Here is a 17,477-nt window from a genome sequence, read left to right on the forward strand (position 1 = left end):
CTCCTCCGCCCGCAAATCTGACGTCGCCCAGCTTAGGGTGTGAACCTGTCACCGACCTGTCGCAGAGGAAAATTGATGCGTTTTCTCCTTGTGGAAGATAACGAAAACCTGGCCGAAGCGGTCAGCACCCGCCTTGGGATGGACGGCCATGCCATTGATACGGCTGGTTCTTTAGCGGATGCCTGGGAATACCTGGATTACTCCAGCTACGATATTGTTTTACTGGATTTGACCCTGCCAGACGGCGACGGACGGCGCTTTTTGGCGCAGTGTCGGGCCCAGGGGAACGATGTACCTGTCATCGCGGTGACCGCTCAATCGGATGTGTCCAGCCGGGTTGAGGTGCTGGATGCAGGCGCGGATGACTACATCTCAAAGCCGGTCAACTTCTCTGAGTTGGAGGCCCGCTGCCGCGCGGTTCTGCGCCGTCGGGGGGGATCGTCACATAATGTTCAGCGCTTTGCCGATCTGGAATTTGACACGCTGCGCGCCGAATTGCGCTTCGGCAATGAGGCACGTGAGCTGCGCAATCGCGAAATGCGCCTGCTGGAGATTTTCTTTTCAGGCCCCGACCGGATCTTTTCCAAGGTACAGATCGGCGATCGGCTGTTTACCAGTTCTGAAGAAATCTCGGACAATGTGATTGAGGTTTACGTCGCCCGCCTGCGCAAGAAGATCGAAGGCTCAGGCGCCCAGATCGAAACCGTGCGCGGCCTTGGCTATCGCCTGTCGGAGCGTGGCTGATGGTGCGCAAGCCCTATGCCGCCCCCTCGGCCGGATCCATTCACCGGCGCATGGTGCTGTCACATCTGGCGCTGGGGGCGCTGGCCTCGCTCTGCCTGTTTCTGGCGATACGTTTTGTGGCCTTTCAAACCGCTGAGGCGACGCAGGACAACCTGCTACGGGCCGCCGCCAATGCCATCGGCGAACAGATCAGCTCCTCTGGGGAGGAGGTGATTGTGAAGCTGCCGCATTCGGCCTTCGCCATTCTGGAAACCCCCAGTCAGGACCGGATCTTTTACAACGTGCGCCTCAATGGCGTGTCCATCACCGGATATGAGGATTTCCTGCCGCCCGAGGAAACATCGCGCCTGCGCGAACCCTTTGCCTTTGCCGCCAGCTACCGTGGCTTTGACCTGCGCGCGGTGGTGTTGAACACCTCGGCCCCGGTGGGCAGTGAACAACAAGCAGTGTCGATCCTTGTGGCACAAACGCAATATGCCCAAGGGGAGGTGGCGGATCGTTTTGCCGCCTGGGCGATCCTGATCAGTGCGGGGATTTTCCTGGGCTTTGCCGTCCTTGGCGTGTTGGCCACCAGTTCCGCCCTGCGCCCGCTGCACCGGGTGACCGAGGCGGTGGCGCGACGTGGTCCCAATGATCTGCGCCCGCTGAAACACCCCACCCCGGTGGAACTAACGCCACTGACCTCGGCCCTTAATGAATTCATCCGCCGTCTGCGCCATTCGCTGCGCCGCACCGAAACCTTCATCGCAGAGGCCGCGCATCACATCCGCACCCCGCTGTCGACGGTGCAGACCGAAACCGAAATCGCATTGCGCAATAGCCCCGATGACGCCACCCGCAAGGTGCTGCGCAAGATCCTGTTTTCGGTTGAGGAAAGCGCCCGATCAGCCAGTCAGCTGCTGGCCTATGCAACGGTCACCCAACGCTCGGACTCGACGCCGCTGGAACGGGTGGACCTGCGCGCCAAGGTGCAGGAGGCCTATGATGCGCTCTACCCGACCGCGGATCTGAAAGACATCGACATCCAGTTGCAGACCGAAGGCGAAGGTTTCGACATTCAAGGCGATGTGCTGATGATTGAGATTTCGCTGCGCAACCTGATCGACAATGCGATCAAATACTCGCCCCCCGACACCACAATTTCGCTGCATCTCAGCAGCGACGGCGATCAGCATTGCCTGACCGTCCGCGATCAGGGCCGGGGCCTGGGGCAAGGCGATCCGCAAAAGCTGCTGGACCGGTTCCAGCGCGGCAGTGACACTGCAGGCATCGTTGGCACTGGCATGGGCTTGGCAATCGTGAATGAGGTGGCGCGTTCGCACGGCGGCCAGTTGAGCCTCAAGAACAACAAGGAGGGCGGCGCATGCGCAAACTTGTGTTTTCCAAACTTCCCCTAACCCTGTTGCTTCTGGTGCTGTGGCTGCCAGCCCTGCCCGCCCGCGCCTTTGAGGTGGAAGATCATGTCCGGTTTGAAAGCGCGTTGGAGATGGAGGTGCTGAAGCTCCTGTCGATCACCGATCTGGCCACGTTTGAGCCACTGATCAAAGACTATCAGCGGCTGAACCCAACGGTGACGGTGGACTACACCCAGGTGTCTTCGCGTGAGCTTTACAAGGCTGTGAGCGCGCAGGAAGAACCCTTTGATCTGGCGATTTCCTTTGCAATGGATCTGCAGATGAAACTGGCCAATGACGGTCTGAGCCAGCCCTATCAATCCCGCATCAGCCGCGCCGCACCAGCCTGGTCGCGCTGGCGGCATGAAGTTTTTGGTTTCACCGCAGAACCCATCGTCGCAGTCATCTCAGAAAGCGGTTTTGACGGCCTCACCCTGCCGCAGACCCGGCAGGAGCTGATTGCGCTTATGCGGGAAAATCCTGACCGTTTCAGCGGCAAAGTGGGCACCTATGACATTCGCACCGTCGGCACCGGCTATCTGCTGGGAACGCAGGACGCCAACAGCTCCGAAGCCTATTGGCGTCTGGCCGAGGTCATGGGATCGCTGGATCCGCAGCTCTACTGCTGTTCCAGTCAGATGATCGATGACATCCGCGATGGGGACTTGCTGCTGGCCTATAATGTGCTGGAAAGCTACGCGCGGTCGCGCCTGCAGGAAGAGGATGACGCCCAGATCCTCAGGATGCAGGATTTCACCCATGTGGCGCTGCGCTCTGCGCTGATCCCGGTCAATGCCGAAAACCCCGATCTGGGTGGCAGCTTCATTGACTATCTGCTGGGCCCCAATGGCCAGGCGATGCTGGAGCGTGAGACGGATTTTCCACCGCTCAGCAGCTATGATGCAGCCTCCAGCGGGCCGCTGCGCCCGATCCGCTTTGGCGTCACGCTGCTGGCCAATCTGGACCGGCTGATGCGAGACCGGTTCATCGGCGCATGGGAAGGGGCGCTGCGGTTAAAGTGACCAGCTAGATGCACCTCCGGACGCCTGGGTGATTGGCATCATGGGGCTAGAAGCCACCGCTCCTCAAGAGCGATGGCAAACTTTTAGTGGTCAGAGTTGCAATTTAAGCTGGTCAAATTGCAAACTGATGTGGGCTTTCACAAGGACACACTCACACGTCGCCTCACCCACACTTGGAGTGACCGCAGCTCATGCAGGTCATGCAGCCTTCGACCATTTGCAGATCAAACTGACCGCAGCTGGGGCAAGCTTTGCCACGGGGCGCTTCGCCTACGGCCATAACTTCGGCCTGAGGGTCCGTTTTCAGCCCCATGCCTTCACCTTCGATAAAGTTGATGCGGATCAGGTGTTCCTCAATCACGCCACCAATCGCGGCCAGGATCGAGGGGATGTACTTGCCCTGCATCCAGGCGCCACCGCGGGGGTCAAAGACCGCCTTCAACTCTTCCACCACAAAGCTGACATCGCCGCCGCGACGGAACACCGCCGAGATCATCCGGGTCAGCGCCAGCGTCCAGGCGTAGTGCTCCATGTTCTTGGAGTTGATGAAGACCTCAAACGGGCGACGGTGGCCGCCGATGATCACATCATTGATGGTCAGGTAGATCGCGTGTTCCGAATCCGGCCACTTCAGCTTGTAGGTATGGCCTTCCAGCGCCTCGGGACGGTCCAGCGGCTCGGCCATGTAGATGACATCCGCGCCGGCATCGACCTCAGGTGTTTTCTCTTCGCTTTCGCTGACCGACAGAACCGAACCGGTGATGTCGTTGGGGCGATAGGTGGTGCAGCCCTTACAGCCGGTTTCATAGGCCTCCATATAGACCTCTTTGAACTGCTCAAAGCTGATGTCTTCGGGGCAGTTGATGGTCTTGGAGATGGAGCTGTCGACCCATTTCTGCGCCGCCGCCTGCATTTTGACGTGGGCCAACGGGGCCAGCGTCTGGGCGTTGGTGAAATGGCTGGGCAGTTCGGCATCTTCGCCAAACTTGTCGCGGTACATTTTCACCGCGTAATCCACCACTTCCTCTTCGGTGCGCGAGCCGTCTTTCTGCAACACCTTGCGGGTGTAGCTATAGGCAAAGACCGGCTCGATCCCCGAGGATACATTGCCCGCGTAGAGCGAGATGGTGCCCGTGGGCGCGATGGAGGTCAGCAGCGCGTTGCGAATGCCGTGTTCGGCAATCGCGTCTCGCACATCCTCATCCATCATCTGCATGGTGCCGGAGGCAAGGAATTTATCCTTGTCAAACAGCGGGAACGCACCCTTTTCCTTGGCCAGTTCCACCGAGGCCAGATAGGAGGCACGCGCGATCTGACGCAGCCATTCCTCACATTGGGCGGCGGCTTCATCGGTGCCGTATTCCAGACCAACCATCAAGAGCGCGTCCGCCAGACCGGTGACACCCAGACCAATACGACGCTTGTTCTGCGCTTCCTGCGCTTGTTCGTGCAGCGGGAACTGCGACACGTCCACAACGTTGTCCATCATCCGCACGGCGGTCTGCACAAGCTCATCCATCTGCTCCAGATCCAGCGCCGCGTTCTTTTCAAACGGGTTGGCCACCAGACGCGCCAGGTTGATCGACCCCAAGAGGCAGGCACCATAAGGCGGCAGCGGCTGTTCACCACAAGGGTTGGTCGCTGCGATGGTCTCCACGTAGCTGAGGTTGTTGGCCTTGTTGATCCGGTCGATAAAGATCACGCCGGGTTCAGCAAAGTCATAGGTCGACTGCATGATCTTGTTCCACAGATCACGCGCCTGAACGGTGTGATAAACCTTGCCGCCGTATTTCAGTTCCCACGGGCCATCGGCCTTCACCGCTTCCATAAAGTCATCGGTGACCAGAACCGACAGGTTGAACATGCGCAGCCGGGCGCTGTCAGATTTGGCGGTGATGAAATCCTCAACATCCGGGTGATCACAGCGCATGGTGGCCATCATCGCGCCGCGGCGCGAGCCCGCCGACATGATGGTGCGGCACATGGCGTCCCAGACATCCATGAAGGACAGCGGGCCAGAGGCGTCAGCAGCAACGCCCGCCACCGGTGCGCCTTTGGGGCGGATGGTCGAGAAGTCATAGCCGATGCCACCGCCCTGCTGCATGGTCAGCGCGGCCTCTTTCAGCATGTCGAAAATGCCCGACATACTGTCAGGGATGGTGCCCATGACAAAACAGTTGAACAGGGTCACGCTGCGGCCGGTGCCAGCACCAGCGGTGATGCGGCCTGCGGGCAGATATTTGAAATCTTCCAGCGCGCTGTAGAACTTGTCTTCCCAGATCTCAGGTTTCTTTTCCGCCTGCGCCAATGCGCGCGCGATGCGCCGCCAGCTGTCTTCCACGCTCCGGTCAATCGGGGTGCCGTCCTGTTCTTTAAGACGGTATTTCATATCCCAGATCTGCTCGGAAATGGGCGCGGCGAAACGAGTCATAGGCTGCTGTCCTGTCTGTACGAGTATGGCGCAACTGCGCGTTGTAATCGGAAATGTCCCCAGACCCCGGCACAAAGATCACGCGTGACAGGGGCCTCTAAAACTAGTGTGAAGCCCCATTGCGGTCAACGGCATTTTATGAGCAAAAACACTTGATCTGGCGTCTGGCCGGGTTATCTTCCACAACCTGTTGGGGGTAAGTCATGTATAACTTCACAAATCTCATCAAGCTCAGCGTCGGCACCGAGAGTGTTGACGGGCTGGCTGAATGGCAAAAAATCCCGCAGGTTCAAACCCCTGACGGCCTGCCGCGGCATGTCACACGGATGTGGCCGAAGCGGGAAAAAGAGATCCTGGCAGGTGGGTCGATTTATTGGGTCATCAAAGGTGTGATTCAGGCGCGCCAGCGCATTGTGCGGCTGGATGAGGTGACCGGTCAGGACGGGATCCGCCGCTGCGCGATTGTTCTGGACCCCGAGCTCTTCCGCACCGCCCCTGCCCCACGCCGCCCCTTCCAGGGCTGGCGCTACCTTAAACCCGAAGACAGCCCGCCCGACATGTCCGCACAGCGCAGCAGCGATGATACCCTTCCCAGCGAACTGTCCGCCGCCTTGGCAGAGATCGGGGTGCTTTAGGGGCGCAGACGCGCTTTCCAATCCGTTCAACACACAAGTCATGAAAAAACCGGCCCCGAGGGAGGCCGGTTTTCACTTTGCATGTCACTGGACCTTAGAAAAAGACCAGTCCAGAGGACAGGAAGCGCTGGTAGGCGCTGCGCATGCCGCCATCAAGCGTGCTGGCGCCAGAGTTCAGCGGCAGGGCTTTGCGTCCATCGCCACCCAACGGCATCGTCAAGCCAAGGCGAACGCTGTTGATATCGGCATCGCCACCGCCACCGGCGTCCAAATTAACCCGCGCAAGCTCAAGCGACAGCAGCGCACCAAAGCTCGACAGGGCAGCCAGGCGATAATCCATACCGATGCTAAGTTCGGTCGTATTGAAATCGCCACCGCCAACGGCCGAACCGCGGCGGATCGCGCCAAACACACCAAACTGATCGTTGATCGAATGGTTTACGCCCACACCGAACAGGTTAAACCCGTCGCCATCATCGCGCACCGTACCGATTTCACCCAGAATCTGTGTCTGGTCAGAGACGTTATAGCGACCGAAGAGGCTGAACTCATTGGCGGTGAAGCCGTCAACGTCAACTTGCCCCAAGGCCAGTTCACCTTCGAAAGCGCCAGCGCCATAGCCAAACAACAGACCATAGGCGTTAAAGTCCTGGCTCGGACCGCCTAAGTCAAAATTGGAATAGCCATAATAGGCCCCGACATCAAAGCCGTTGCTCAGGCCGTACAGCGCTTCAACATTCAGGTTGGTGCTGTCCAGCTCACCGCCACCATCGACATCCAGTCGCCGGAAGCCACCGCTCGCGCCAAAGGACAGGTTACCGGTTCCGGCATAGTTGAAGTCGAAGTCCAGGGAATACTCGTTAATCTCACCAGACTCACCGTCGACTGTCGACCGACCGAGGCCAACGGTTGCGGCACCGCTAATTTCTGCGGCGGCCATTGAAGGTAGTGCCAGCAGCGCAGCGGCTGCCAGGGGGAAGGCATACTTCATGATAAATACTCGCGTTTAATAGAAAGTGTGCGAGCATCGTGCGCCTCCCCTGCCGCAGCGGCAACTCAGGAAGGCGCTCATAACATAAAATTGCGACAAGACGGCCAAAAATTTACGAAAATTTCAACCCCAGATCAAATCGAGCTCTGACGCGACCAACCCTAGATGAGACCTAATGTGCGGCTCATCTCTTTGATCACTGCGCGCTCTGAGTCGTTTGCTGCCGCCATACGCGAGCGGAACAGGGTCGCTTGCGACTTTAGGATGGTGGCATCCGACAGGATCTTCAGGTGATTGGCGCGCAAGGTGTCCCCGGTTGATGTGATGTCTGCCACGGCCTCAGCCGTTTCGTTTTTCACCGTGCCTTCGGTGGCACCCTGACTGTCGACCAGCTGATAATCCGCCACACCGTGATCGCGCAGGAACTCGCGCACCAGTCGGTGATACTTGGTGGCAATACGCAGGCGGAACTTGTGGGTCTGGCGGAAAGCCGCAGCCGCCGCATCCAGATCATCCAGGCTGTTCACATCGACCCAGGCATTGGGCACGGCCAGGATCAGATCGGCATGACCAAACCCCAGTTCCGCCAGCGGTTCCACCCGCTGTTCCCACTGGCCCAGCTTTTCGCGCACCAGATCGGTTCCGGTGACGCCCAGATGAATACGGCCCGCCGCCAGTTCCCGCGGGATTTCCCCGGCGGAGAGCAGCACCAGCTCAACCCCTGCAATACCTTCGACCTTGCCGGCATATTCCCGGTCTGAGCCGCTGCGCGACAGGGAAATGCCGCGTTCGCCGAACCAGTCAAAGGTCTTTTCCATCAAACGCCCTTTGGAGGGCACGCCCAGCTTCACGCTCATTGGTCAGCCTCCAGCGCAATCAACAGGTCCGGGCGGATCACCCCGCCGACCGCAGGGATATCGCGCCCCTGCCCCAGCACACGGCACAGCGCGTCATAGCGCCCCCCGGTGGCCACAGCGGGCAGATCAGGGCGGCTGGCGGCGTGGAAGCCAAAGACAAACCCGTCATAATATTCCATCGAGGTGCGGCCATAGCTGGCCTCAAAATCCAGCGCCTCTACATCAACGCCGCGTTTTTCCAGCGCTTTCATCCGGCGCGCCAGACGCTCGACCGAGGCGCTGATCGCCGGCATATCCACCGCAATATCGCGCAGCTGTTCCAAAGCGTTGGGCAGGTTTTCCCGCACGCCTAGGATGGCATCGATCAGGGCTACATCCCGTTCGGCCAGCGGTTCGGCTGCTGCGTCTTCGCGCAGGGCGGCAATGCGGGCCTCCACCTCACGGCGGGAACGCAGGCCGATGTCGGGTCCAGCCGCGGCAAAGGGATCTTCGGCTGCCAGCAGCGCCGCGCGGGCCGCGGGCACGTCTACCCGGCCAGCATAACGGTCCAGCAATGCGCGGAACCTGCGGGGGCGCCAGATGTGGCGGCGCAGCGCGGCTTTGCGCCGCTCGGTGGTCTGCAGCCCCTCGATTGCGGCGCGCAGCAGGCCGATATCACCACAGGCCGCGCGCAGTGGCTGGTTGCCCAGCGCATCACGGATGATCGCAAAGACCTCCGCATCCGCTTCAACCGGGTTTTCGCGGTCAAAAACCTCATAGCCGACCTGCGTGTATTCATTGGCGCGGTCGGGATCATCTTCCTGACGACGGAACACTTCGCCCGCGTAGGTGTAGCGTGCGGGTTCGGCCCCATGCGCCATATGCATCTGCACCACCGGCACAGTGAAGTCCGGGCGCAGCATCTGTTCACCGCGCAAAGCGTCCGAGGTGACATAGGCGCGGCCGCGAATATCCTCACCATAAAGGTCCAACAGGACCTCAGCCGGTTGCAGAATATCCGTTTCCACCAATTGGGCGCCGGCAGCCTCAAACGAGGCACGCAGGGCCGCCGCGCGGGCGCGGATCTCAATCCGGTCAGGCATCGCTGTCATCCTGTTGTGACGCAAGGATCTCACGCACCTTGGACACCAGTTCAGTGCGGGCCACTTCAAACTGGCTGGGGCGTTCTTTCCACTCTTCCAGGGTGGCACTTTCGGCGATTTTGGCGCCAAGGATCAGGTCCTTGATCTGCACCACGCCTTTTTCCTTCTCATCCCCACCTTCGATGATCGCGATGGGGGAATTGCGCTTGTCCGCATATTTCAGCTGATTGCCGAAGTTCTTGGGATTGCCCAGATAGACCTCAGCCCGGATACCGGCCTGACGCAGCTCAGCCACCATGGCCTGATAATCGGCCATACGGGCCTTATCCATCACGGTCACAACCACCGGACCGGTGGGCGTGCCGCCCATGCGGCCCTTTTCACGCAGCGCCGCCAACAACCGGTCCACCCCGATCGAGAGGCCAACCGCCGGCACTTCCTGACCGGTGAAACGCTTGACCAGACCGTCGTAACGACCGCCGCCCGCGACCGAGCCGAACTGCCGCTTGCGGCCCTTTTCGTCAAAGATTTCAAAGGTCAGCTCAGCCTCAAACACCGGACCGGTGTAATAGCCCAGCCCGCGCACGATCGACGGATCAATCAGGATGCGGTCATCACCGTAACCCGCGGCGGCAAAAAGTGCGCCCATCTGTTCCAGCTCAGCGATCCCGTCCTGGCCAACCTTGCTGTCGCCCACGGCGGCACGCAGGTTTTCCATCGTACCGGCCACATCGTCAGCCTTGGAGGTTAGGAAGGCGATCACGGGATCGGCCTGTTCTTCGGCCAGACCAACACCATCGATATAGGCACCAGAGGCATCCAGTCGCCCCTTGCCCAGCAGCTGACGCACGCCATCCGCGCCGACCTTGTCAAACTTGTCGATGGTGCGCAGCACGTCGTCACGTTTGGGATCCGCTTCGGCAAGGCCCATGGCCTCCAACACGCCATTGAGAACCTTGCGGTTGTTGACGCGCACCAGATAGTCGCCGCGCGGAATGCCTACGGCCTCCAATGTGTCGGCCAGCATCATGCAGATCTCAGCGTCAGCTGCCATCGAGTTGGTGCCAACGGTATCGGCATCACACTGGTAGAACTGGCGATAGCGCCCCGGTCCCGGCTTCTCATTGCGCCAGACCGGCCCCATCGCGTAACGGCGATAGGGGTTCGGCAGGTCGTTGCGGTGCTGCGCATAAACCCGGGCCAAAGGCGCGGTCAGATCATAACGCAGCGCCATCCAATCGCCCTTGTCGTTCTCATCAGCTTCCTGCCAGGCAAAGACACCTTCGTTCGGGCGATCCACGTCGGGCAGGAACTTGCCCAGCGCCTCAACGGTTTCCACGGCCGCAGATTCCAGCGCGTCAAAGCCATAATGATGATAGACCCCGGCGATCTTCTGCAGCATTTCGCTGCGCTCGGTCACCTCGGTGCCGAAATAATCGCGGAAGCCCTTCGGCGTGACGGCCTTGGGGCGGGGGGCTTTCTTCTGCTTGGCCATTGCTTTGTCCTTGCGGCTAATATCGCGCCCGCGTCTATCGGATGCCGCCCTTAGGGGCAAGCTTTGCAAGGGCAATCCGGCCACTTTGAGCATCGAAAGCGTTATTTTTGGCCGGGGTTTTACAGTGCTGTTACGCCCCGGACGCAACCGCCGCAGAAAACCGGGCCCGATAGGCCGAAGGCGCCAACCCCGAGATGCGGCGAAAATCACGGCGGAACGTCTCAGGCGAGCCAAAACCGCAGGCCACGCCAATGTCATCCAGCCGCAGATCGCTCCGCTCCAGCAGGTCCGATGCCCGCGCCACCCGGGCGCGCCGCAGCCAGGCCTTGGGCGTCTCACCGGTTGCCTCCTCCATCCGGCGCGCCAGCGTACGTTGTGACATGCCCGCCGCAGCCGCCATGCGGGACAGCGGCCAGTCCTCATCCAGCGCGGCCCTGATCTGATCCAGTAACGGGGCAATCCCACCGGTGCGGGCCATGGGTTCCGGCATCGGCACAAACTGGCGTTGCCCGCCATCCCGCCGCGCCGGCAGGCACAGGCGTTTCGCCACCTGATTTGCCCGTTCCGCGCCATAGTCCTGACGAATGATATGCAGCCCCATATCCAACCCGGCGGCAGATCCGGCAGAGGTCAGGATCGTGCCATCCTCCACAAACAACACATCTGGATCCACCGTAACATCCGGGAACCGATCCGCCAGAATATCCGCATAACGCCAGTGGGTTGTGGCGCGTTTTCCCGACAACAGGCCAATCTGCGCCAGTACAAACACACCCGAACAAATCGTCGCCAACCGGGCGCCGCGTGCATGTGCTGCACGCAGCGCATCGCGCAACGGTGCAGGCACCGGTTCTGCCGCGCCGCGCCAGCCGGGCAACAGGATCAGGTCCGCCGTGGCCAGCCGCTCCACACCCCCATCTGTGGCGATCTGAATGCCCCCTGTTGCCCGCATCGGCCCGCCGTCAGCGGCGATCACCTCGGTCTGGTACCAGCTGGAAAATTCAGGACGCGGCAGGCTGAACAGCTCCACCGCGATACCAAATTCAAAGGTGCACAGCCCATCATAGGCGACGATGCACACATGGGGGGATTTCTGCGTCATCGGGACCCTTTGGCAAATATTGACCGCATGTGGTCATTTTTGCCTATCACGCATTGGTGGCGCAAGGGGCATTTTGCCGGGGTCACCCCGATTCACACAGATCAGAAGGAAAAAGATCATGCCAAGCCCCGTTGCTGCCGTTGCCGCCGCCCCCTCCCATATCGCGCTTGCCCATTTTGAGGCCCGCCTCAGTTTTGAGGCCGATTGCTGGGACACGCACGAGGCGCTCGCCAATGGCGCCACGGATTTTGTGCTGCTCGATGTGCGTGGCCCGGACCTCTATGCCGCGGGCCATGTGCCCGGCGCCATCAACCTGCCGCATGGCAAAATCACCGCCCGCAAGATGGCGGAATGGCCAGCTGGCACCCTGTTCGTCACCTATTGCGCCGGCCCGCATTGCAACGGTGCCAACAAGGCGGCCGTACGTTTGGCCCGTCTGGGCCTGCCGGTGAAGGAAATGATCGGCGGCGTCACCGGCTGGTTGGATGAAGGCTTCGCCCTCGCCCCGGGCACCGAACCCGGCGATGTGCGGTCCATCGAAGGGTAAGCCCCATGCCGGCGGGGATTTCAAATCCCCGCCCGCCATGCTATGCGCGCCCATCCAATGATGAGGTCCGCCATGCAGGAAATGGAAGAACAGCTTGCCCACCTGAACCGCACGGTTGAAGATCTCTCAGATGTGGTGGCCGCGCAGGCCAAGGAAATCGATCTGCTGACCCGGCGCGTAGCCCTGCTGATGCAGCGCGAAGCTGAACGCGAGGCAGATGGCGGCAGCCATATCTACGGTGGCCCGGAAACGCCGCCGCATTACTGATCCCACCGATCAGCTGTCGCCGGATTTGCGGTCACTGGCCATCAACTGGCCGTCATGCAGCAAAAGGTTGGCCCAATCCTGCGCGCTGACCTCTGTGCTATAAAGGCTGAGAAACACGGTGTTGGGCGTCAGCAGCGGCAGTTTATCTCCGCAGGGTTTCTTGGCCCCTACCTTACAGACGCTGCGCTTAACCCTTTCGTAAGCTTTATCGGTATCGCTATAGGGATGCAGATCGGCAGGCAGCCCGTAGCGGATCTGTTCGTGCATCTCGACCGAACCGAACACCACTACCGTCGCCTGTACCTGGCGCAGACAGCCATCAGCGAAACCTTTGATGTAAAAGGCGCGCGCCTCCTCAAATCCGGGGGCGCTGTCATAAAGCCAATAGACCGGTTTCTTTTCCGGATATTGCGCGACCAGCTTGCCGATCTTTTTCTTCGGATAGTCACATAGCGGTGCCGCGCTGCCGAAGCCGACACGGGTGCCAAAGGCGATGCCTTTGGGCGCAGGCGCGTCTTTGGGTTTGCTGCGGAACAAGCTAAAAAGACCCGGCGCATTTTTCTCCGTCGCCGGCCCTGTCGGCGTTAGGCTCGCGGTCTGCACCGTCGCCTCAGCTGCCTCATCCGCTTTGGCGTCTTTCACCTCTGGCAGGGTGGTCAGATCCGGCTTGTCCTCCAACGGCGCGTCTTTCTGTCGGCGCAGCCAGGACAAAACGCCCTTGGTTTCAGTGTCGGTGGTCTCTTCCGCTTTGGCCAGAACCGGCGTCGCCGGATCGGCCAGATCGGTCACCACCGCAGGTGTTTCCAGCGCTGCGACCTCAACAGTTTCCTGCTCAGTCGGCTTGCGTTTCAGGAAGCCAAACAACGGCTTACGCGGTTCGGTCTCTACCGCTGCGGTATCTTCAGTGCTTGCCTCGACAGGGGATTCAGCGTCCGCCGCATCGGTCACCGGCGCCTCGGCTGGTTTTGATTTCGGTTTCAGGAAACCAAACAGGAATTTGCGCTTTGGCTCAGGCGCTGCAGCTTCTGCGCTATCCTCAGCGCCTTCACGGGCCATCAGCCCAGCCAGCAGCGGGTTTTCACCCTCCAGCTCCGCCGCATCCGGCAGCGCGGCAACCCCATTGCCCGACGCTTCGGAGATTGGCACATCAGAGAGCCGCTCAACCCCGTCCAGCGGGCTGAAACACGCCGCCAAAGACAGGCACAACACAGAGGCTGACGTTGCCCGCAGGCAGGTCTGAAAGCGCTTCGGCATAGGCTGGTCTGTCCCCGTCCCTTTGATCCCCGCGCAACCCTACACCAGCGATTCGCACGAATCAAATGTTGCGAATCATTGGTGTTTTTTGGGGTCCGCGGCGTGGGGCCTCAGATCTCCTCAACCTCCAACACGCCATTGATCGATTTGATCGCGCCTTTGATCTGCGGGTTCACCGGGAATTCCTGTTCAGTGTCGATGTCCACCTCACCCGGCAGTTCCGGGTTCATCAGGCAGAACCGCACCGGCCCCCGCCCTGCCCCGCGCGCGCTTTCTTTTGCGCCTTCGAGGATAGAGGCAACCGAGGGGATCGCCACAGCGTCGTCAACAAAAATCCTGAGCCCCATGTTGCCCGCATCGGCGACGAAATTGTCCAAGTTCATCACGGAACGGCCCATCGGATCAAACTGACCTTCGTTAAACCGCGCCTCCAGCGTCATGACCACATGGTTGGTTTCATCAAACACCGCCCGCACCTTGTCAAAGTCTTCGGGGAACATCACCATGCCTGCGACTTGCCCCGTCGGGTCAGAGATGTTCATCCGGAAGAACCGGGTGCCGCGGCCGGATTTGCGTTCCTGCAGCCCCGATACCAGCACACCCACACGCGCTACGGCAGCCCCTTCTGCTTCGGCTTTGAGTTTCAGCCCCTCAAGCGTCAGCAGTTTTTTCCGTTTCAACGCAGGCAGATAGTCATCCAGCGGGTGACCGGTCAGGTAGAAGCCAACGGCCTTATGCTCCTCAGCCAGACGGTCCGCGGCGGGCCAATCAGCCACTTTGGACAGGCGCGGTTCCGGCAGATCCTCCCCCGCTTCACCAAAGAGCGACACCTGATTGGATTCCCGCTGTTCGTGGATCGCAGCCGAGTAGCTGACCAGACCTTCAAGGCTGTCAAACACCCGGCGCCGGTTGGGATCGATATTGTCAAAGGCCCCTGCGCGCGCCAGCATTTCCAGCGGCCGTTTGCCGACCCGCTTCAGATCCACGCGACGGGCAAAATCGAAGAGCGTTACAAAGGGTTTGTCGCCCTGATCGGTGTTGAGGCGCGCGTCAGAAATCAACTTCACCGCTTCGATCCCGACGTTTTTCAGCGCGCCCATGCCGTAGATCAATTCCCCCTCAACCACGTCGAATGTCGGCAGTGAGCGGTTCACGCAGGGCGGCACAATGGTGATCTCAAGCCCGCGACGCACCTCTTCTGCGTAGATTTCCAGCTTGTCGGTCAGGTGGATATCGCAGTTCATGACGCCCGCCATGAATTCCGCCGGGTGGTTCGCCTTCAGCCAGCCGGTCTGATAGCTGACCACCGCATAGGCCGCAGCGTGTGATTTGTTGAAGCCGTAGTTCGCGAATTTCTCCAGCAGGTCAAAGACTTCGCTGGCTTTCTTCTTCGGCACACCGTTTTCGGCCGCGCCTTTTTCGAACTTCGGACGCTCCGCGTCCATCGCCTCCTTGATCTTTTTACCCATCGCCCGGCGCAGCAGGTCCGCGCCGCCAAGACTGTAGCCCGCCATGACCTGGGCGATCTGCATCACCTGTTCCTGATAAACGATGATACCTTGGGTTTCCTCAAGGATATGGTCGATCAGCGGATGCACCGATTCCAGATCCTGTTGGCCATTCTTCACCTTGCAATAGGTGGGAATGTTTTCCATCGGGCCCGGACGATACAGCGCCACAAGCGCAACGATGTCTTCGATGCAGTTCGGCTTCATCTGCTGCAGCGCGCTCATCATGCCGCCGGATTCCACCTGGAACACCGCCACGGTTTTGGCGCTGGAGTAGAGTTTATAGGTCGCCTCATCATCCAGGGGGATATGGCCGATGTCGTCCACCGCCCCCTCTTTGGGTTCATAAAGCTCGGTCCCATCCGGGCCGATATGCAGGTGGCGGCCGTTTTTCTTGATCAGATCCACCGCGTTTTGAATGACGGTCAGGGTCTTCAGACCCAGAAAGTCAAACTTCACCAGACCAGCCTGTTCCACCCATTTCATGTTGAATTGAGTTGCCGGCATATCCGAGCGCGGATCCTGATAAAGCGGCACCAGACGGTCCAGGGGGCGATCCCCGATCACCACACCCGCCGCATGGGTTGAGGCGTTCCTGAGCAGCCCCTCAACCTGCATGCCGTAGTTCAGAAGGCGGTCCACAACCTCTTCGTTGCGGGCCTCTTCGCGCAGGCGCGGTTCCTCTTTCAGACTGTCGGCAATCGACAGCGGCTTCACCCCCTCAACGGGGATCAGTTTGGACAGGCGGTCAACCTGACCATAGGGCATTTGCAGCACCCGGCCGATATCGCGCACGGCAGCCTTGGACAGCAGCGCACCGAATGTGATGATCTGGCCAACCTTGTCACGGCCGTATTTTTCCTGAACGTATTTGATCACCTCCTCACGCCGGTCCATACAGAAATCGATATCGAAGTCCGGCATGGATACACGTTCGGGGTTAAGAAAACGTTCAAACAGCAGACTGTAGCGCAGCGGATCCAAATCGGTGATGGTCAGCGCATAAGCCACAAGTGAGCCGGCGCCCGAACCACGGCCCGGACCCACCGGGATGCCGTGGTCCTTGCCCCATTGGATGAAGTCGGCAACGATCAGGAAGTAGCCGGGGAAGCCCATGCCCTCAATGATGCCCAGCTCGAATTCCAGGCGTTCCTGATACTCTTCAACGCTGGCAGCATGTGGGATCACCTTTAGCCGTGCCTGCAGACCTTCGTTGGCCTGGCGGCGCAGTTCGGCCACCTCATCATCGGCAAATTTCGGTAGGATCGGGTCGCGCCGATAAGTGCCAAAGGCGCAGCGGCGGGCGATTTCAACTGTGTTCTCAATCGCTTCTGGCAGATCCGCAAACAGCGTGATCATCTCTTCCTGCGATTTGAAGTAATGCTGTGGGGTCAGGCGGCGGCGCGGCTCGGCCTGATCGACATAGGTGCCTTCCGAAATACAGATCAGCGCATCATGCGCCTCATACATGTCCGTTTTAGGGAAGTAGACATCGTTGGTGGCCACCAGCGGCAGGCCCATATCATAGGCCATTTCCACGAAGTGACGTTCGCACAGACGCTCCTCAGCCGGCAGCCCATCTTCGCCGGGGTGGCGCTGCAATTCCACATAAAGCCGCTGCGGATAGATCGCCGCAAGCTGGCGCAACAGCGCCTCGGCCCGGTCGCGGAACCCCTGCTGCAACAGCTGGCCCAGCGGGCCTCCAGCGCCCCCGGTCAGGCAGATCAGCCCCTCTGAGAACTCCTCCAACTCCTTGATTGAGACCTGCGGGATCTGTCCGCCGTTATCAACGTAGAGACAAGACGACAGGCGCATCAGGTTTTCATACCCCGCCTCGGTCTGTGACAGCAGAACAATCGGCGCAGGCGCAATCGGGGCCTCACCTGGGGCTGCCTTGGCATAGGTCACATCGACCTGACAGCCCACGATAGGCTGCACCCCAGCCCCTTGGGCAGAGACCGAAAATTCCAACGCGGCAAACAGCGAATTGGTGTCGGTCACCGCGACGGCCGGCATGCCCATATCGGCGCAGAGCCCGGGCAGTTTCTTCAGCCGCACCGCCCCTTCCAGGAGCGAATATTCGGTGTGGGTTCTCAGGTGAATGAATCGAGGCGCGTCAGTCATGCAGACCATTCTATGCCACACCCC

At 60.2% G+C, this 17,477-nt stretch carries 14 protein-coding genes; 6 read left to right on the forward strand and 8 right to left on the reverse strand.

Going from position 1 to position 17,477, the window contains the following annotated elements:
* Positions 1-75: 75 nt before the first annotated feature.
* The 3 genes from TL5118_RS00840 to TL5118_RS00850 are packed head-to-tail and all read left to right on the forward strand — an operon-like array spanning position 76 to position 3,160.
* Positions 76-744 carry a response regulator transcription factor gene (locus tag TL5118_RS00840; protein WP_058244675.1) on the forward strand — a complete coding sequence of 223 codons (669 nt, stop codon included), beginning with the start codon at positions 76-78 and terminating at the stop codon, positions 742-744.
* Positions 744-2,141: a sensor histidine kinase gene (locus tag TL5118_RS00845; protein WP_058244676.1), complete on the forward strand. Its 1,398-nt coding sequence runs from the start codon at positions 744-746 to the stop codon at positions 2,139-2,141. Before TL5118_RS00840 ends, TL5118_RS00845 begins: the two co-directional genes overlap by 1 nt.
* A complete protein-coding gene (locus TL5118_RS00850) occupies positions 2,108-3,160 on the forward strand; it encodes an ABC transporter substrate-binding protein (protein WP_058244677.1) in 1,053 nt (350 codons plus the stop codon). Before TL5118_RS00845 ends, TL5118_RS00850 begins: the two co-directional genes overlap by 34 nt.
* Before the next feature lie 163 nt (positions 3,161-3,323).
* Here TL5118_RS00850 and TL5118_RS00855 read toward each other — a convergent pair whose 3' ends face one another.
* A complete protein-coding gene (locus TL5118_RS00855; protein WP_058244678.1) occupies positions 3,324-5,591 on the reverse strand; it encodes an adenosylcobalamin-dependent ribonucleoside-diphosphate reductase in 2,268 nt (755 codons plus the stop codon).
* A gap of 203 nt (positions 5,592-5,794) precedes the next feature.
* Between TL5118_RS00855 and TL5118_RS00860 the strand changes: the two genes are divergently transcribed.
* Positions 5,795-6,226, forward strand: coding sequence for a DUF1489 family protein (locus TL5118_RS00860; RefSeq protein ID WP_058244679.1), 432 nt, complete (start codon positions 5,795-5,797; stop codon positions 6,224-6,226).
* Between the two features lie 94 nt (positions 6,227-6,320).
* On the opposite strand, the gene TL5118_RS00865 is transcribed toward TL5118_RS00860, so the two are convergent.
* From TL5118_RS00865 to ftrA, 5 genes are all read right to left on the reverse strand, one after another.
* The gene (locus tag TL5118_RS00865; protein WP_058244680.1) at positions 6,321-7,217 is read right to left on the reverse strand and encodes a porin family protein; all 897 of its coding nucleotides are present in this window, start codon (positions 7,215-7,217) and stop codon (positions 6,321-6,323) included.
* A gap of 161 nt (positions 7,218-7,378) precedes the next feature.
* Positions 7,379-8,074 (reverse strand): ATP phosphoribosyltransferase, encoded by a 696-nt coding sequence (gene hisG, locus TL5118_RS00870; protein WP_058244681.1) that lies wholly within the window; start codon positions 8,072-8,074, stop codon positions 7,379-7,381.
* Entirely contained in the window at positions 8,071-9,156 is a 1,086-nt protein-coding gene (locus TL5118_RS00875; RefSeq protein WP_058244682.1) for an ATP phosphoribosyltransferase regulatory subunit, read from the reverse strand. Before TL5118_RS00875 ends, hisG begins: the two co-directional genes overlap by 4 nt.
* The gene (hisS, locus tag TL5118_RS00880) at positions 9,149-10,651 is read right to left on the reverse strand and encodes a histidine--tRNA ligase (RefSeq protein ID WP_058244683.1); all 1,503 of its coding nucleotides are present in this window, start codon (positions 10,649-10,651) and stop codon (positions 9,149-9,151) included. Before hisS ends, TL5118_RS00875 begins: the two co-directional genes overlap by 8 nt.
* A 130-nt stretch (positions 10,652-10,781) precedes the next feature.
* A complete protein-coding gene (ftrA, locus tag TL5118_RS00885) occupies positions 10,782-11,753 on the reverse strand; it encodes a transcriptional regulator FtrA (RefSeq protein WP_058244684.1) in 972 nt (323 codons plus the stop codon).
* 118 nt (positions 11,754-11,871) lie between these two features.
* On the opposite strand from ftrA, the gene TL5118_RS00890 reads away from it, so the two are divergent.
* A complete protein-coding gene (locus tag TL5118_RS00890; RefSeq protein WP_058244685.1) occupies positions 11,872-12,300 on the forward strand; it encodes a rhodanese-like domain-containing protein in 429 nt (142 codons plus the stop codon).
* 72 nt (positions 12,301-12,372) lie between these two features.
* Positions 12,373-12,567, forward strand: coding sequence for a SlyX family protein (locus TL5118_RS00895; protein WP_058244686.1), 195 nt, complete (start codon positions 12,373-12,375; stop codon positions 12,565-12,567).
* Between the two features lie 9 nt (positions 12,568-12,576).
* Here the strand turns inward: TL5118_RS00895 and TL5118_RS00900 are convergent, their stop codons facing one another.
* Entirely contained in the window at positions 12,577-13,821 is a 1,245-nt protein-coding gene (locus TL5118_RS00900) for a hypothetical protein (RefSeq protein ID WP_058244687.1), read from the reverse strand.
* Between the two features lie 110 nt (positions 13,822-13,931).
* Positions 13,932-17,453 (reverse strand): DNA polymerase III subunit alpha, encoded by a 3,522-nt coding sequence (gene dnaE / locus TL5118_RS00905; RefSeq protein WP_058244688.1) that lies wholly within the window; start codon positions 17,451-17,453, stop codon positions 13,932-13,934.
* Positions 17,454-17,477 lie beyond the last annotated feature (24 nt).

Origin of the sequence: Thalassovita autumnalis (assembly GCF_001458255.1) — a bacterium.
GTDB classification, from domain to species: domain Bacteria; phylum Pseudomonadota; class Alphaproteobacteria; order Rhodobacterales; family Rhodobacteraceae; genus Thalassobius; species Thalassobius autumnalis.

Excerpts from the sequence above, each read along its gene's own strand:
- TL5118_RS00840 (WP_058244675.1), top strand. The coding sequence starts at position 76 with ATGCGTTTTCTCCTTGTGGAAGATAACGAAAACCTGGCCGAAGCGGTC.
- ftrA (WP_058244684.1), bottom strand. The coding sequence starts at position 11,753 with ATGACGCAGAAATCCCCCCATGTGTGCATCGTCGCCTATGATGGGCTG.
- TL5118_RS00890 (WP_058244685.1), top strand. The coding sequence starts at position 11,872 with ATGCCAAGCCCCGTTGCTGCCGTTGCCGCCGCCCCCTCCCATATCGCG.
- TL5118_RS00845 (WP_058244676.1), top strand. The coding sequence starts at position 744 with ATGGTGCGCAAGCCCTATGCCGCCCCCTCGGCCGGATCCATTCACCGG.
- hisG (WP_058244681.1), bottom strand. The coding sequence starts at position 8,074 with ATGAGCGTGAAGCTGGGCGTGCCCTCCAAAGGGCGTTTGATGGAAAAG.
- TL5118_RS00875 (WP_058244682.1), bottom strand. The coding sequence starts at position 9,156 with ATGCCTGACCGGATTGAGATCCGCGCCCGCGCGGCGGCCCTGCGTGCC.
- TL5118_RS00855 (WP_058244678.1), bottom strand. The coding sequence starts at position 5,591 with ATGACTCGTTTCGCCGCGCCCATTTCCGAGCAGATCTGGGATATGAAA.
- TL5118_RS00900 (WP_058244687.1), bottom strand. The coding sequence starts at position 13,821 with ATGCCGAAGCGCTTTCAGACCTGCCTGCGGGCAACGTCAGCCTCTGTG.
- dnaE (WP_058244688.1), bottom strand. The coding sequence starts at position 17,453 with ATGACTGACGCGCCTCGATTCATTCACCTGAGAACCCACACCGAATAT.
- TL5118_RS00865 (WP_058244680.1), bottom strand. The coding sequence starts at position 7,217 with ATGAAGTATGCCTTCCCCCTGGCAGCCGCTGCGCTGCTGGCACTACCT.
- TL5118_RS00860 (WP_058244679.1), top strand. The coding sequence starts at position 5,795 with ATGTATAACTTCACAAATCTCATCAAGCTCAGCGTCGGCACCGAGAGT.
- hisS (WP_058244683.1), bottom strand. The coding sequence starts at position 10,651 with ATGGCCAAGCAGAAGAAAGCCCCCCGCCCCAAGGCCGTCACGCCGAAG.
- TL5118_RS00850 (WP_058244677.1), top strand. The coding sequence starts at position 2,108 with ATGCGCAAACTTGTGTTTTCCAAACTTCCCCTAACCCTGTTGCTTCTG.
- TL5118_RS00895 (WP_058244686.1), top strand. The coding sequence starts at position 12,373 with ATGCAGGAAATGGAAGAACAGCTTGCCCACCTGAACCGCACGGTTGAA.